General features: G+C 37.0%; 17 protein-coding genes. 10 read left to right on the top strand and 7 right to left on the bottom strand.

Features of this window, described 5'->3' with window-relative positions; translation table 11 throughout:
* Nucleotides 1-93: 93 nt before the first annotated feature.
* Complete coding sequence (locus HX124_RS04075; protein WP_107007004.1) at nt 94-1050, bottom strand: M28 family peptidase; 957 nt, start codon at nt 1048-1050, stop codon at nt 94-96.
* A 158-nt stretch (nt 1051-1208) separates the two neighbouring features.
* Between HX124_RS04075 and rlmH the strand changes: the two genes are divergently transcribed.
* The 5 genes from rlmH (at nt 1209) to HX124_RS04050 (ending at nt 4937) form a co-directional block, all read left to right on the top strand.
* On the top strand, nt 1209-1691 hold the full coding sequence (gene rlmH, locus HX124_RS04070; RefSeq protein WP_107007003.1) for a 23S rRNA (pseudouridine(1915)-N(3))-methyltransferase RlmH: 483 nt from the start codon (nt 1209-1211) through the stop codon (nt 1689-1691).
* Nucleotides 1692-1849: 158 nt separating this feature from the next.
* The gene (locus HX124_RS04065; protein ID WP_286382031.1) at nt 1850-2626 is read left to right on the top strand and encodes a DODA-type extradiol aromatic ring-opening family dioxygenase; all 777 of its coding nucleotides are present in this window, start codon (nt 1850-1852) and stop codon (nt 2624-2626) included.
* A 235-nt stretch (nt 2627-2861) separates the two neighbouring features.
* Nucleotides 2862-3638 carry an META and DUF4377 domain-containing protein gene (locus HX124_RS04060; RefSeq protein ID WP_107007001.1) on the top strand — a complete coding sequence of 259 codons (777 nt, stop codon included), beginning with the start codon at nt 2862-2864 and terminating at the stop codon, nt 3636-3638.
* A 237-nt stretch (nt 3639-3875) separates the two neighbouring features.
* On the top strand, nt 3876-4100 hold the full coding sequence (locus tag HX124_RS04055; RefSeq protein ID WP_286382030.1) for a hypothetical protein: 225 nt from the start codon (nt 3876-3878) through the stop codon (nt 4098-4100).
* Nucleotides 4101-4103: 3 nt separating this feature from the next.
* Nucleotides 4104-4937: an META domain-containing protein gene (locus HX124_RS04050; RefSeq protein ID WP_286382029.1), complete on the top strand. Its 834-nt coding sequence runs from the start codon at nt 4104-4106 to the stop codon at nt 4935-4937.
* A 63-nt stretch (nt 4938-5000) separates the two neighbouring features.
* Here HX124_RS04050 and gdhA read toward each other — a convergent pair whose 3' ends face one another.
* Complete coding sequence (gene gdhA / locus HX124_RS04045) at nt 5001-6344, bottom strand: NADP-specific glutamate dehydrogenase (protein ID WP_286382028.1); 1344 nt, start codon at nt 6342-6344, stop codon at nt 5001-5003.
* 329 nt (nt 6345-6673) lie between these two features.
* Here gdhA and HX124_RS04040 point away from each other — a divergent pair, with 329 nt between their 5' ends.
* From HX124_RS04040 to HX124_RS04030, 3 genes are all read left to right on the top strand, one after another.
* Nucleotides 6674-7465 (top strand): RnfABCDGE type electron transport complex subunit B, encoded by a 792-nt coding sequence (locus HX124_RS04040; protein ID WP_286382027.1) that lies wholly within the window; start codon nt 6674-6676, stop codon nt 7463-7465.
* Nucleotides 7466-7494: 29 nt separating this feature from the next.
* On the top strand, nt 7495-8154 hold the full coding sequence (gene nth, locus HX124_RS04035) for an endonuclease III (RefSeq protein ID WP_286382266.1): 660 nt from the start codon (nt 7495-7497) through the stop codon (nt 8152-8154).
* 149 nt (nt 8155-8303) lie between these two features.
* Nucleotides 8304-8780 carry a GNAT family N-acetyltransferase gene (locus HX124_RS04030; RefSeq protein WP_286382026.1) on the top strand — a complete coding sequence of 159 codons (477 nt, stop codon included), beginning with the start codon at nt 8304-8306 and terminating at the stop codon, nt 8778-8780.
* Between the two features lies 1 nt (nt 8781).
* On the opposite strand, the gene HX124_RS04025 is transcribed toward HX124_RS04030, so the two are convergent.
* The 5 genes from HX124_RS04025 to HX124_RS04005 all read right to left on the bottom strand — a co-directional run bounded on the left by HX124_RS04025 (nt 8782) and on the right by HX124_RS04005 (nt 12087).
* Nucleotides 8782-9144, bottom strand: a complete 363-nt coding sequence (locus tag HX124_RS04025; RefSeq protein ID WP_286376675.1) for a hypothetical protein — start codon at nt 9142-9144, stop codon at nt 8782-8784.
* 15 nt (nt 9145-9159) lie between these two features.
* A complete protein-coding gene (locus HX124_RS04020) occupies nt 9160-9378 on the bottom strand; it encodes a hypothetical protein (RefSeq protein WP_107007114.1) in 219 nt (72 codons plus the stop codon).
* A 90-nt stretch (nt 9379-9468) separates the two neighbouring features.
* Complete coding sequence (adk, locus tag HX124_RS04015; RefSeq protein WP_107006995.1) at nt 9469-10122, bottom strand: adenylate kinase; 654 nt, start codon at nt 10120-10122, stop codon at nt 9469-9471.
* A 71-nt stretch (nt 10123-10193) separates the two neighbouring features.
* A complete protein-coding gene (locus HX124_RS04010; RefSeq protein ID WP_107006994.1) occupies nt 10194-11510 on the bottom strand; it encodes a DUF445 domain-containing protein in 1317 nt (438 codons plus the stop codon).
* A gap of 58 nt (nt 11511-11568) precedes the next feature.
* Entirely contained in the window at nt 11569-12087 is a 519-nt protein-coding gene (locus HX124_RS04005; RefSeq protein WP_107006993.1) for a hypothetical protein, read from the bottom strand.
* Nucleotides 12088-12379: 292 nt separating this feature from the next.
* On the opposite strand from HX124_RS04005, the gene mrdA reads away from it, so the two are divergent.
* Nucleotides 12380-14422: a penicillin-binding protein 2 gene (mrdA, locus tag HX124_RS04000; RefSeq protein WP_286382025.1), complete on the top strand. Its 2043-nt coding sequence runs from the start codon at nt 12380-12382 to the stop codon at nt 14420-14422.
* Complete coding sequence (gene rsmD / locus HX124_RS03995; RefSeq protein WP_286382024.1) at nt 14415-14969, top strand: 16S rRNA (guanine(966)-N(2))-methyltransferase RsmD; 555 nt, start codon at nt 14415-14417, stop codon at nt 14967-14969. Before mrdA ends, rsmD begins: the two co-directional genes overlap by 8 nt.
* The last annotated feature ends 39 nt before the right edge of the window (nt 14970-15008 follow it).

The raw sequence follows: 15008 nt of genomic DNA, 5'->3' as shown, positions 1-15008 counted from the left end.
CTGAATCTCCAGACAGAGCGAAGTTAAAACACAGTCTAAGTTTTAAGACTGTGTTTTTTTATGTCACTTAAAATATAGCCAATTTTATCTTGATTATTCTTTTTCTAGCAAACTATACACCACACCATTAATAACATCCGTCATTTTATTTACATTCAATTTTTCAACCGTATCATCTTTGGTATGATAATGTTTATTTCTAAAAAATGCCGTATCTGTGATCATAATTGCAGGTATTTCAACATTCCAATAATTCATATGATCTGAAAAATCAATTCCTTTGACAAAGGATGGTGCAACCAAACGTTGACAATCTAAACGCTTTAAATCTTTCATTGAATCACAATATTTTTCACCTAAATGACGTGAACTAAAGTTACTCACTGCTCCAATAAAATTGCCATGTTTAGGATAAAACAACCCTAAACCTGAGGGGTATTCTTGTATTTCTTTATGATCAAAATAGCCAATCATTTCTAAAATATAAACGGCTTGAATTTGAGATTTTTCATTTAAAATAGATTGAGCATGTACATAGCTTCCCATATGCTCAGTACGAAAATAGGGTGGCTCTTCTAAGGTATAAAAAACAAAATCGACATTATGTTTTAAACGTGTTTTATTTGCCGCCAAAATTCGTGCAGTTTCAATCACACCTGCCACACCTGAAGCGTTGTCATCTGCACCTTTGAAATTTCCATAAACATCGTAATGCGCACCAATAATGACTTTTTTAGAGTTTCCTGTTTGTAAATGACATACCACATTACGGTAAGTTTTGCCTTCTACCTGATAAGGTTGATATTCGCAAGGAATTGAAAATTGCTCAATTTGCTTTTTTAAGTAAGCTGCAACACGATCTAATTCTTTGGTATTTTCATAATTTCTAAAAGCATAAGGTGCAATAATATAATCTAAATAACCATTTAAACGGTATGCATCCGCTTGACGATGAATACTGGTATCTGCATAAATATTACAAGCAAAACCACAAATAACGCTCACACTTGCTAATTTTTTAAATCCTTGAAAGAGATTTTTAATGTACATTTCCTCGCCTTTTTATGCATTTTTTTAAATATTCAAATTGTATTGGATGACGATTTACATCATCTGTGAATTTTTTACACCATCTATGAATTTTCTCGTCCTGAGCATCAACAATATAACGTTATAATATTGAGATTGCCACGTTAGATCATGTTTATATGAAAATCCGTATTCTGACCATCGGTCAAAAAATGCCTGCTTGGGTACTGACAGGTTTTGAAGATTATTTCAAACGTATTCAACCCTTTGTACAAACTCAAATCATTGAACTGCCTATGGCAAAACGTGGAAAAAATGATTCTGAAGCCGATATTTTAAAATACCGCCAAATTGAAGGTGACAGCATACTTGCGCAGTTAAAGCACAATGAAGTCCTCATTGCCCTTGAAGTAGGTGGTCGTGAATTCAGCACCGAGAAACTCGCAGAAACCATGAAAGGTTGGATGCTTGAAGGCTATGATGTTGCTTTAGCCATTGGTGGACCAGATGGGCATTCTGAGGCTGTGCGTAAAGCTGCTGCATGGCATTGGTCACTGTCTAAACTCACCCTGCCACATCCATTGGTACGTGTTATGTTGATTGAACAATTGTATCGTGCAATGAGCATTAACCATAATCATCCTTATCACCGTGCAGGTTAAAACACTATTTTTAACCTTAATTTGCAGCGTTGCATCAATGCAACATTCTGTTGAAATTACAGGGCTTATGTCTTGAAAAAAACTCAGGCATCATTGGAACATTCATACAGTTCTGGTGAATGCTCTATCTTTTTGTTCTTCTGTTTAGGCGTATTGTTATGAATTTACAAACACTTCCGGGTTTATTTATTTCACATGGTTCTCCCATGCTTGCGCTTGATCCTGAACAAGTTGGTCCAGCACTGCAACGTTTAAGTTTGAATCTTCCTCAGCCTCAAGCCATCATCATCATGTCAGCGCATTGGGAAAGTGAAGCGCTTGAGGTGAGCACTGCTGTACGTCCTGAAACATGGCATGACTTTCGTGGTTTTCCACAAGAACTTTACGAAATTCGTTATCCTGCTGCGGGTCATCCTGAATTAGCAGAAGAAATTTTGCGTCTTTTAGCAGAAGCGCATATTCCTGCGCATGCCAATAGCACACGTCCTCGTGATCACGGTGTGTGGATGCCTCTCTTACATATGTATCCTGAAGCCAATATTCCTGTGGTCGAAATTTCTTTGCCTATGAAGATGAGTGCAGAGCAAATTTATCAGATTGGACAAGTGCTTGCACCATTACGTGAAAAGCAAATTTTATTGATTGGTTCAGGAAGTATTACTCATAATTTAAGAGAGCTGTCTTGGAATGGCGACAATAGCAATGTACCAACATGGACATCGACTTTTAGAAATTATGTCGTCAGTAAATTGACCCATAGTGATTATGATGCTGTGTTAGATTGGCAACAAATTCCTTTTGTGCAAAAAAATCATCCAACACTTGAGCATTTTGCCCCACTGTTTTTTGCTATGGGTACAGGTACACGATTTAGTGTAGTACATAGCAGTTTCTCAATGGGTGCTTTAGGTATGGATCTTTACCGTTTCGATTAAAATCCTAATTTATTTAATTGAGAATAAGTGATCACTGGATTGCTTATTCTCAAGTTTAATTTTATTTTCTTTTTCTATTTTTAACTATAATTACTTAAAAATAACATTTTGTTCAGTTTCATTTAACTTTCTACCTGATTAGTTACATTTTTAAACCGAATAATTCAATTCTATCCATATCTTTTAAATCTACCTGTTTTATCCTATATACAATTTATTGATACTGTGAATAAACATGAAATTCAAATATTTAGCTTTAGCAATTCTGCCATTGGCTGTGGCTGCTTGTCAGTCTAGTGACATTCAAAAAGTTGGAGATTTAGCAGTGTCAGTGTTACAACAACAAAATGCAGATAAAATTTTACCGACTTATCAATGGTCAGCAGATACTGGTGCAGCTAAACCATTAGTACTGAATTTTGCTCAAGATGGCAGCTTAGGTATTTCTACGAGCTGTAACGGTATGTCTACGAGCTGGAAAATTGAAAATAACCAAATTGTTAGCACCAATGTAGCATCTACATTGATGGCATGTTCAGGTGATGCAGCAAAACAAGAAGGTCTTGCAGCAAGCTTGTTTGAACAAGGTAAAACTGCTTTTGTATTAAATACAAGTAATCCACAAAACCCAACGTTGACCCTGACATCTGCTAAAGGTGAAAAAGTGGTATTTACAGGTCAATTAACACCTGAAACAAAATACCAATCTCAAGGTGAAACCATTTTCCTTGAAATTTCACCTGAAACTAAAGAATGTACTGCGGGTGTAATGAAGAAACAATGCTTACAAGTTCGTGAAATCAAATATGCGGACAATGGCGTTAAAACACAAGTAGATAAAGACTGGACGTTGTTCTACGATAATATTGATGGTTTCACTCATACAACCGATGAGCGTCAAGTCGTGCGTATTAAGCGTTATGAAATTAAAAATCCTGCGGCTGATCAATCTAAATATGCTTATGTACAAGACATGATCATTGAGCGTGAAGCGGTTAAAGGTTCTCTTTAATTTTTATACATCAAAATAGTTTTTTTAAAACCGATGTTTAGGCATCGGTTTTTTTAATCCTTTTCAATAATTCCAATATGTGTGATTAGAACATGAAAACTAAAATAATGATGCTTGTCCTATTCTGTACGGCTTGTACTGAAAAACCGCGATCTACACAAGAAACTCAAAAGCTACTTGGTCAATATACATGGGCATATACACCGTCCAATAGTGACATTCCGATAGAGTTAAGCTTTGAAGATAATCACTTTGGTGCATATACATCCTGCAATGGGTTGTCCTCCACACTTAGAAAAACAGGAATCCTTTATTAAAGGATTTTTTGAACACCCTGTTCCATTTCAAATTAAATATGCTTCAAGTCCACACCCCAAACTTATTTTCCAAAAAAATCAGCAGGAATATATATTTATTGGTACAAAAATTTTGAGTAAAAACAAACATCCTCATGGAGAATAACTAATGAAAATCATGCCATTATTGTTTTTCTGTGCATTATTATCTGTTTCAGCTTGTCAAAACTCCCCCTCTAAAAATCAAACACTAAGCCCTACTGCTCCGTTATCCGCACAGCAATTCACTGATGCATTAACCCAACATACATGGAGCTATACTCCACCAAACAGCTCAGTGCCTATTCTTGTTAATATTTCAACTCAAGGTACTCAAATTTATAGCGGCTGTAATCAAATCTCAAAAACGCATGTACTCAATGGCAATCACCTCAAAGCAAATCCTGTTCAGGTGCAAACTTTGATGGGCTGTGATGCACTAGAGTCCCAAGAAAATTTAGCGACTCAAATTTTTACGGATGCACATTTAGATATTCAAACACATGCCAAAGATAAAAAAAAGCTGAATGTTTCGTTAAAAAATGGCGCTATATATACCTTTCAGGCACTTCCCTATATTGCTGATCTAAAAAATTATGATGCAGAATTATTAAAAAAATTTACATGGCAACATCTAACTGATGAACCAAGCCTTGACCAAATTCAACCCTTACTTATTAATTTCACAGCCGATCATATGCTGTTTTATGCAGGCTGTAATGGTCAAAGTCAAAAATATATCCTTGAAAATAAGACGCTCATTCCAAAAGGTGACTTTAGAAGCCAAGTGAAATTTTGTGGCAATACACAACATGAACAACATATTGCTCACATCATGTCCAAGCCTATGAATATCAGGTTTAACTTTTCAACGGCTTTACCAACTTTAATTTTAGAATCAAAATATCAACCCAATATGATCTTTCAAGCCATTCCGCGAAAACAAGACCTGAAATCAACTTGATTCAATGCCATAAAAAAACCGATGCAAAAGCATCGGTTTTTAGATTTATTCGAGGTTTAAACCTTAGAATACACCTTGTGTGATCATCGCATCAGCCACTTTTACGAAGCCTGCAATATTTGCACCATTTACATAGTTCACAGTACCATCTTCTTCAGTACCGTATTTCACACAGTTACGGTGAATTTCTTTCATGATCGCATGTAAACGCTCATCTACTTCTTCAAATGTCCAACCCAAACGGATTGAGTTTTGTGACATTTCAAGACCTGAAGTCGCAACACCACCCGCATTTGATGCTTTACCTGGTGCATAAAGAATTTTCGCTTCAACGAATTTCTCTACAGCTTCAAGTGTGGAAGGCATGTTTGCACCTTCAGCTACACAGATCACGCCATTAGCAAGAAGTGCAAGAGCATCATCTTCATTCAATTCATTTTGTGTTGCACATGGTAGTGCGATATCACATTTGATTGACCAAGGACGTTGACCTTCAAGATATTCAAAACCGTGTTTAGATGCAAATTCTGAAATACGACCACGTTTTACATTTTTAAGTTCCATCACTTCACACAAAAGTTCAGTAGTGAAACCATTTTTAACGTATACCGTACCGTTAGAGTCTGAAAGTGAAACTACTTTCGCACCTAAGTACATCGCTTTTTCAGCAGCAAACTGAGCAACGTTACCAGAACCTGAAATAGCGACAGTTTTGTCTTTAAAGCTTTCACCACGAGTTTTAAGCATTTCTTCAGCAAAATAAACTGTACCAAAGCCAGTTGCTTCTGGACGTGCCAAAGAGCCACCAAAAGACAAACCTTTACCTGTAAATACGCATGAAGTGTCATTGCTGAGCTTCTTCATCATACCTGCCATGTAACCGACTTCACGACCACCTACACCGATATCACCCGCTGGAATATCTGTATTTGAACCGAGGTGACGATAAAGCTCGATCATTAATGCTTGGCAGAAACGCATAATTTCGCCTTCTGACTTACCTTTAGGGTTAAAGTCAGAACCACCTTTACCACCGCCCATTGGCAATGTAGTCAAAGCATTTTTAAAAGTTTGTTCGAAACCTAAAAATTTTAAAATTGAAAGGTTTACAGATGGGTGGAAGCGCATACCACCTTTGAATGGTCCAATTGCAGAGTTATATTGAACACGGAAAGCACGGTTTACTTGTGTTTGACCTTGGTCATCTAACCAAGATACACGGAATTGAATCGCACGTTCTGGCTCTACAAGACGTTCAAGCAAACCATAATCTGCATATTGTGGATTTTTCTCAATAAATGGCCATAAGCTGGTCATTACTTCTTCTACAGCTTGCAGAAATTCAGGTTGGTTTGGATCACGTGCTTTAACGTAATCTAGGAAGTCATTCAGGCTAGTATATTTCAACGCTCAATCCTCAGCATAAGGGGTGAATCAAAATTGGTCAAATTTTTCAAAAGAATGATATATTTTGGCGCAAAGTATTTAATCTCTTTTGTTAACAATCTACAACACTTTTTCTAATGTTTTTTTAAATAATTATTAAATTCAACATGATATTTACTAATAAATAAAAAAAATTATGCCCATTCAGTCGCATTTTTCATATATTCACTGTGGCATTTTTGCTCATATTTAGCGCATTTTTCGTCCTATTTTGGATCAACCACAAAACCCTAGGAATATGTTAAAATTTATTCATATTTTATTTTCCTGACCCTGCAAGTTTTTATCGCATGAATTCGCAAATTTCTCTCATCCAACAAATCGATGCCCTACTTCCACAAACTCAATGTGGATTATGTGGTCATCGTGATGGTTGTCTGCCTTACGCTCAATCTATTGCTCAAGGGGAAGCTGCGAATAAATGTGTACCTGGTGGGCAACCTGTTGCCGATGCTTTGGCACAACTTCTAAATCGTGAACAATTGGTTGCTGAAGAAAGTGTTTGGGCGACTCAAAGCGATGGTCGTCCACAACGTATGAAAGCGATTATTCGTGAAGATGAATGTATTGGCTGTACCAAATGTATTAGTGCCTGCCCCGTCGATGCGATCATTGGCTCTGGAAAGCTGATGCACACGATTTTGACAGACTTATGTACAGGCTGTGAACTATGCATTCCTCCATGTCCTGTAGACTGTATTGACCTTGTTGAAGACACTCAAGCAATTCCTGATGAGCTTCACCGTATCGCTGAGCAAGATGATTTACGCCAACGTTATTATTCACATATTCAACGTGAAGAAAAACGCCGTATTCATCGTAAAGGACCTGTTGTTCGTGCTGAAATCGATACTCAACTTTTTGCACAATTTTCGACACAAATCCAAGAGCTTCCATCAATTCAACTCAGTGATAAAAGCCCAGAGAGCACACCTACAATAGATGCTAAAACAACGATTGAACTTGCTAAACTTCGTACACAAATTAAGAAGTTAGAAAAACAACTATCTGTGCGTATGGATGAGAAAAAGCAAATTCAACTCAATGAATTACAGCAACAATTAAGTGCTTTACAAAGCTAAAAGAGGAGAAAATTGTGACCGTTAAAAATATGACTAAAAAGCAAATTCAGACTTTTTTTGAAATTTTGCGTGAACAACGTCCTCATCCTGAAACAGAGCTAAATTATTCAAATGCTTTTGAGCTTTTAGTTGCAGTCACTCTATCTGCTCAAGCCACAGATGTCAGTGTCAATAAAGCCACAGACAAACTCTTCCCCATCGCCAACACACCAGAGCAAATTTATGCACTTGGTGTAGATGGTTTAAAAGAATATATAAAAACCATTGGTTTATATAACTCTAAAGCTGAAAATGTCATCAAAGCCTGTAAAATTTTGATTGAGAAACATAATAGCCAAGTCCCTGACAATAGAGCTGATTTAGAGGCTTTACCTGGTGTAGGACGTAAAACAGCCAATGTTGTGTTAAATACTGCATTTGGACAGCCAACAATGGCTGTAGATACTCATATTTTCCGTTTGGGGAACCGTACTGGCTTAGCCGTGGGTAAAAATGTATTAGACGTTGAACACCGCCTCATAAAAGTCATTCCTAAAGAGTTTATTTTAGACTCGCATCACTGGTTAATTTTGCATGGGCGTTATACCTGTATTGCACGTAAACCGAAGTGTGGCGAATGTGTTGTTTCTCATGTTTGTAATTGGACTGATAAATATGAGTTTGGTTGCAGCAAAAGAAATCAAAAATAAGCCCTTAGACCAAGCCTAATCATGATTTTAGGCTATTGATTTTCGAGTTTTAACATTAAATTATTTCAATATTTGGAGCTTTTAAATTGAAATAAAAGTTGTGTGATACTTATAATTTAGATCAAACAATCATTTTAAAAATCATCAAAATGTCTAAAATAATGATTCGACAACTGAACGCTGATGATGTTGCTGACTTTAGAACAATCAGACTTTCAGCACTCAAAAATACGCCTGAAATGTTTGGCTCATCTTATGCAGTTGAAGCTACAAAACCATTGAGTGTTTTCGCAGAGGTGATTTCAAAGTATACAATTTTTGCTGCTTATTCTCAGCAAAAGATTATTGGTGTATTGATTCTTGATCTAGAAAATGACTCAAAAAACAAACATCAAGCACAGCTATATGGCTTTTTTGTTGAACCTGCTTTTCGGGGGCAAGGCATTGCAACACAACTTTTACAAGCAACAATTCAACATGCTCAGCCATATGTAGAACAAGTCACACTTTCAGTGATGGCGACCAATCTTCCTGCTATTCATTTATATCAAAAACTTGGTTTTAAAATTGATTTTTCTAGTGAAATGAATGATGAAAATGAAGTCAAAATGATTTTCTTTTATTAATTTACTTTACAACAACCAAGTCATATTCCTTACGAAAATAAATATTTCCACCATAAGCATTACGGGTTGCACCTTCCAAAACGATTCGATACTGACCTGAGTGCGTGGGTGTACCTTTGATTTCGATGGTATGCTCACTATAAGGAAGTTGCCCTACCCCTGTATACATTTTCAACCCAGAATTTATAGGTATAGAAGTATCAACAAATAAACCATCGATCAAGGTAACTTTTTCAATCTCAATTTTCGCATTGTAATATTGTCCCACGACCGCATTGGGCAAAACTTTCGGCGTAATCTGAATCTCTTGAGTACATGCCATTAAAAACAAGCTAAACAATAAACATAAAGCTTTTATCTTCATGCAACTCCAGATGTATTATTTATTTTTATTTTCCAAATCTTTTTTCATTTTTTCTAATCTTTTCCACTCTTCAGCAAGCTGTGGATGAACTTTATAATCCGCAGTTTTTCTCATTTCTCTACGTTCTTGCAACTCTTCTTTTTGTGCTTTACGTAATAATTTAAAACTGATCACCAATAAGCCCAGTAAAACAAGAACACTTAAAACAACCAAGGCAATTAATGCAATTTTAATCAAGATTTTATTCCTCAGCCATAAAAAAGAGCCCTAATATGAATGAGGACTCTTTTTTTGTCAAAGTTTTAACAACTTTGCACAATGGTTTTATTTATCTAAGATTGCGAATAAATCTTTTTGAACAACTTCGATATCACGTAAACCATCTAACTTATCATAAGTTGGTGCATTTTCACCTGAGGCAGCACGACCTTGATAAAAACCAACTAATTGTTCAGTTTCAGTATGATAAGAACCTAAACGTTTACGAATCGTTTCTTCTTGATCATCTGGACGTTGAATAAGATCTTCACCAGTTTCATCATCTTTACCTTCCACTTTTGGTGGGTTGTAAATCGTATGATAAACACGACCAGAAGCCGCATGCTGGCGACGACCAGAAAGACGTTTTACAATCTCTTCATCTGGTACATCAATTTCAATCACGTGATTGATAGCAATCCCTTCTTTTTCCAAAGCTTCAGCTTGAGGAATCGTACGTGGGAAACCATCAAAGATACAACCATTGACACAATCAGGCTGTGCAATGCGTTCTTTTACTAAACCAATAATCAATTCATCTGATACTAAACCACCAGATTCCATAACATTTTTAGCTTTAAGACCTAATTCAGTACCTTCACGAATCGCAGCACGGAGCATATCACCGGTTGAAATTTGTGGGATATTGTAGCGCTTACAGATCAACTGAGCTTGAGTACCTTTGCCTGCTCCAGGTGGTCCGAGTAGGATAATGCGCATAAAAAACATCCTCTTTTAAAACAATATGTATGATACCTACGATGATCCCTCTGGGATGCACGGGTATCTATTTATAAGAAAGCAACAAACAAATGGATTAGACCTGCTAAAAATCCTGTGACTCCTCCCAAAACAATCAAAAGCCATTCGTCTTCTCTAAAGGCAGGACGTAATAAATTTTGAAATTCTGTTGGTGTCAGTTCACGGATACGCTCTCTAAACATTTGAAAGATTTTCTGTGCACGGCTCGCATTAAAGGCTGGGTCGCTTACAGGCACCATCGTAATTTCAATGGAACGATCAATCAAGTCTGTTTTAAGTTTAGCATATTCCGAAGGACCTATAGAAAGTTGTAAAGCTGTTCGTATCAATGGCGTTTCCATGATGCTATTCACATGGCGCTTAATAATACGACGTGTTTTTTCCTTTCTTGGTCCATACATCATTTCGGTCATGATGGATTTTAAAGTAATTAGGTCTTCTGTGACTACACTTGCAAAGACATCTGATACCTCATCCTGACGTTTCATAAATGCACCTTGCACATTATATGTACCGATACGCGGAATTACAGGTTTAATCCAAGGAAATTTCTTGTCTTTTGTACGCTCAAAAAATTGTGGGTAGCGAACATAATGTGGATAAACAGGGTTAAATACCATCCAAATTGCAATCCAGTTGGTTAAAAAGCCCCAAATTGCTGCAAATACAGGCACAGTACGATGATCAGGAATCAGAATATAGACTGCCATTTGGAAGATACCAAAGAGCATTCCTATTAATGCACTGATATGCCAAATAAAATTAATTTCTTTTTGTCCAACCTTTAAGAACATGCGTACCATTAAACGGCGGTCACCTTCCATTTGTCGTACAACCATTTCTTTCATATTAACCAATGATTCAACATTCATGGTTAACTCAGTCACGAGACCTTTTAAAATATTTGGCATTTGTTGATGCGCTTGGGCATAAATACGACGCTTAATGGAATAAGGTAGATTTTCCCACAAGACAGCATTACGATCTAACATGACTTCATCGATCAAATGTTCAAGCTCAAAACCGACTTGCTCACCAATGATACGTGCCATATCTTCTGGCTCCATAGCATTCAGGAACTCATTGAGTGAACCTAGCTTGGACAAAGTATTATCAGTAATAATGCCTGAGATACGTCCTGCTTTGCGTGGCACAATTCCTTGCCAGCCTACAGGCAGTGGACCAATATGAAATCCCCAAAACTTAATTGGATAAAACACCATTTTCAGTGCCATCCATACATGTATCCACGTCACAAAAGCTGTCACCGGCACAATACTTAATATTGCAAGATGATCAGGTCGACTAAAAAAAGCTTGCCACAAATCGTTAACGTATTCCAACATGCATGACTCTCATATTTATTTCTATTTGCGGTCTAAAGAAAATGGATAAACATAAAAATTAAAGCCCCACACTCAATGTGTAAGCAAATTGAATTTGTGGTCGAGTTTCTTCAATCATATTGCCATTTCGATCATGTAATTCACTGCCCGCACCCATTCCAACACTGAATGTACTAATGCGCTCTTTGTTGAGTAAAACATATGACAAGTCTACACCTGCCCCATATTGAACTTTATCACCATTATCTACTTTTTTACTTTTGAGTGAACCACCATAAACGCCAACGTAGAAGCCATTTTTGTCAGTTCCATTTAAAACAACAGGATAGCGAAAGCCGACTTGCCCACCAAACTCATGATCACCATTTACAAATGCGCCCAATTTAGCATAAGCAATGCCATAGGGGTTGACCCATTCACCATTAAAGTGTGCTAATTTTTGTGTTAGACCTGCACCAGCATTAAGAGTTGAGGTATCGCTTGATTTTAATTTGGCTTCTGGTAAATAGTCTTGCCAATCGGCATATGCACTATTCCCTAATCCAAAAAGTAATATTAAGGGAAAGATTTTTTTCATTATTTTCTCCATTGTCCCTAATTTTGGGTCAAACATAATCTTCCATATTTTTCCGACTTTAACAGAATTATCACGCAACTCATATACAAAACCCTAGAAATTTAGTGTCTATAAGGTCAAAGCATAAATCGTTAAGGCAATCATCTGTATTTTTATAAGCCTATTTATAAATATGCCATTTTTACAGATTTTTATAGAGATTCAAAACGAATATTTCTAATTTTGCTGCAATTCTAAGGTAAAATGGCTGCCCGCAGTATCCATTCATTTAACACAGTAAGTCGAACTTAATATGAAACAACAGTTTCCTTTAAAAAATGTTCAGCAAGAAAAGCGTATCTTTCGCAGTCGCATTTTTTTTGCTATTGGCATTGTTTCATTTTTTTTGCTCTTACTGGTGGCTCGTTACGCCTATTTACAAATTTTTCATTATGAAGAGTTTAGCCAAGCTTCAGATAAAAATCGAATTCGCCTACAGCCTATAGCGCCTCCTCGTGGCTATATTTATGATCGTAACGGTATTTTACTTGCCGATAATTACCCTGTCTTTACAGCAACGTTAAGTAAAGCTGATATTGAAGATATTGATGATACGGTTAAACGTCTCACACCTATTTTAAATTTAACAGAAGAAGATATTGATCGTTTTTCAAGTCGTATTAAAACATCCAAGAAAACTGAACGTGTCACACTCAAATTAAACTTAACTGAAGTGGATATTGCCCGTTTTAGTGAAGTGAAGTTTCAATTTCCCGGTGTTGATATTGAAACCCAAATGACACGTTACTACCCACATGGCGAATTATTTGCGCATGTTATTGGTTATGTTGGGCGTATTAATGATAAAGAGCTTAAAGCGATTGATAAAGATGCTTATGCAGGCACAAATTTAATTGGGAAAATTGGCGTTGAAAAATCTTATGAAGATTTATTGCATGGCGCTCCCGGTTATGAATCCATTGAAGCGGATGCACATGGTAATGTATTACGTCATTTAGGTCGTAAAGAATCAACACGTGGTAATGATTTATTTTTGTCTTTAGATTATGGCTTGCAAAGTGTTGCTTCTGAACAGTTAGCAGGACGGCGTGGTGCGATTGTTGCGATTGACCCACGTACAGGAGAAATTTTAGCCTTAGTCTCAAGCCCAAGTTTTAATCCTAACCTATTTGTTACAGGGATTGGGCATGCTGACTATAGTGCTTTACGTGACAATTTAGACCAACCTTTATATAACCGAGCAGTTCAAGGAAGTTACCCTCCTGGTTCCACAATTAAACCGATGGAAGCGCTTGGTGGCATTCATTTTGGTACAGTTGACTGGGGAACCACGATTTCTGACCCCGGATATTTCCATTTACCTGGTGACTCACACAAATTCCGTGATTGGAAAAAAACTGGTCATGGTAGTGTAAATATGCACAAATCTATCGTGGTTTCTTGTGATACTTATTTCTATATTCTTGCCCATCAAATGGGTATAGAAAGAATGAATGAGTGGATGCGTCAGTTTGGTTTTGGTGAAAAAACTGGTGTAGATTTACCAAGTGAAAGTACAGGTTTATACCCAAGTCCTGAATGGAAAATGCGTACTCGTAAAAGTAAATGGCTCAAAGGTGAAACCATTTCGGTCAGTATTGGTCAAGGTGCATTTACCGCAACGCCATTACAATTAGCTATGGCAACAGCAATTACTGCAAATCATGGTGCACATGTTATTCCACATGTATTACGTGAATCTAAAGGCGCTAAAAAACACCAAGTACTCAATGCTCCTACTGGAAAAATTAATTTCAATGGAACAGATAATGACTGGATCAAAATGCGTGAAGCGATGGTCGATGTGATTCAAAGCGGTACAGGTCGTGGTATTCGTACACCAATGTATCAAATCGCAGGTAAAACAGGGACAGCTCAGGTAAAAAGTATTGCACAAGGTAAACGCTATAATGAATCTATTTTAACAGAGCGCCAACTTGACCACGGTCTATTCGTTGGCTTTGCACCTGCTGAAAACCCTGAAATTGCGATTGCTGTCATTTGGGAAAATGGTCGTCATGGTGGTTCGGCTGCCAAAATTGCACGTCCTATTTTTGATTATTGGTTACTGAAACGTGAAAAAAATCCGATTCTTCCAACAAATCATCAAATCAGTGGCGGTTTAATGACAGCAGGCATTAAACCTGGTGAGCTTCCAAGTGGTGAAGCTAATTTAGCAGCTGATCCTAATGCTGTACTAAAACCAAATGCAACTAAACCAAATACCACTACACCAACACACCAGCCTACAGCCCCTGTAGCAGCTATTCCACATGAGACTGAATTAAGTGACTAAAGCAAAAAATCAATTACGGATTATTGGTGGAGAATGGAAACGTCGTGTATTGCCATTTGCAGATATTGAAGGCTTACGTCCTACTCCTGACCGAGTGCGTGAAACCTTATTTAACTGGTTAATGTGGGATGTGCAAAATAGTCATGTTTTAGATTTATGTACAGGTTCTGGGGCTTTAGCTTTTGAGGCGTTATCTCGTGGTGCTGCCAAAGTCACGATGATTGAACCCAACCAAACCCAAGCCACTGTTCTAAAAGACAATATTAAACTCTTAAAAGCGGAAAATTGTCATCTCAAAGTAATGACTGCACAACAAGCACTTCAACAACTCAAAGACCCATTTGACTTAGTGTTTTTAGATCCGCCGTATAGCCTGAATTTATGGCAAGAGCTAGCTTTGGCAGTCGATCCTCTGATTCAACCTCAAGGTTTTATTTATGTTGAAGCAGATCAAGCATTACAACATTTAGATTTACCTGCACATTGGCAACTGGTCAAACAGACCAAAGCAGGTGTTGTACACGCTGGATTATTTCAAAAAGCATAAAGTAAAAAGCTCAGTAAAATATACTGAGCTTTTTTTTAA

This window comes from Acinetobacter sp. 226-1 (assembly GCF_030329325.1).
Classification (GTDB): domain Bacteria; phylum Pseudomonadota; class Gammaproteobacteria; order Pseudomonadales; family Moraxellaceae; genus Acinetobacter; species Acinetobacter sichuanensis.
Note: the sequence above shows the minus strand (reverse complement) of the source record. Positions and strands in the feature narration are given on the sequence as shown.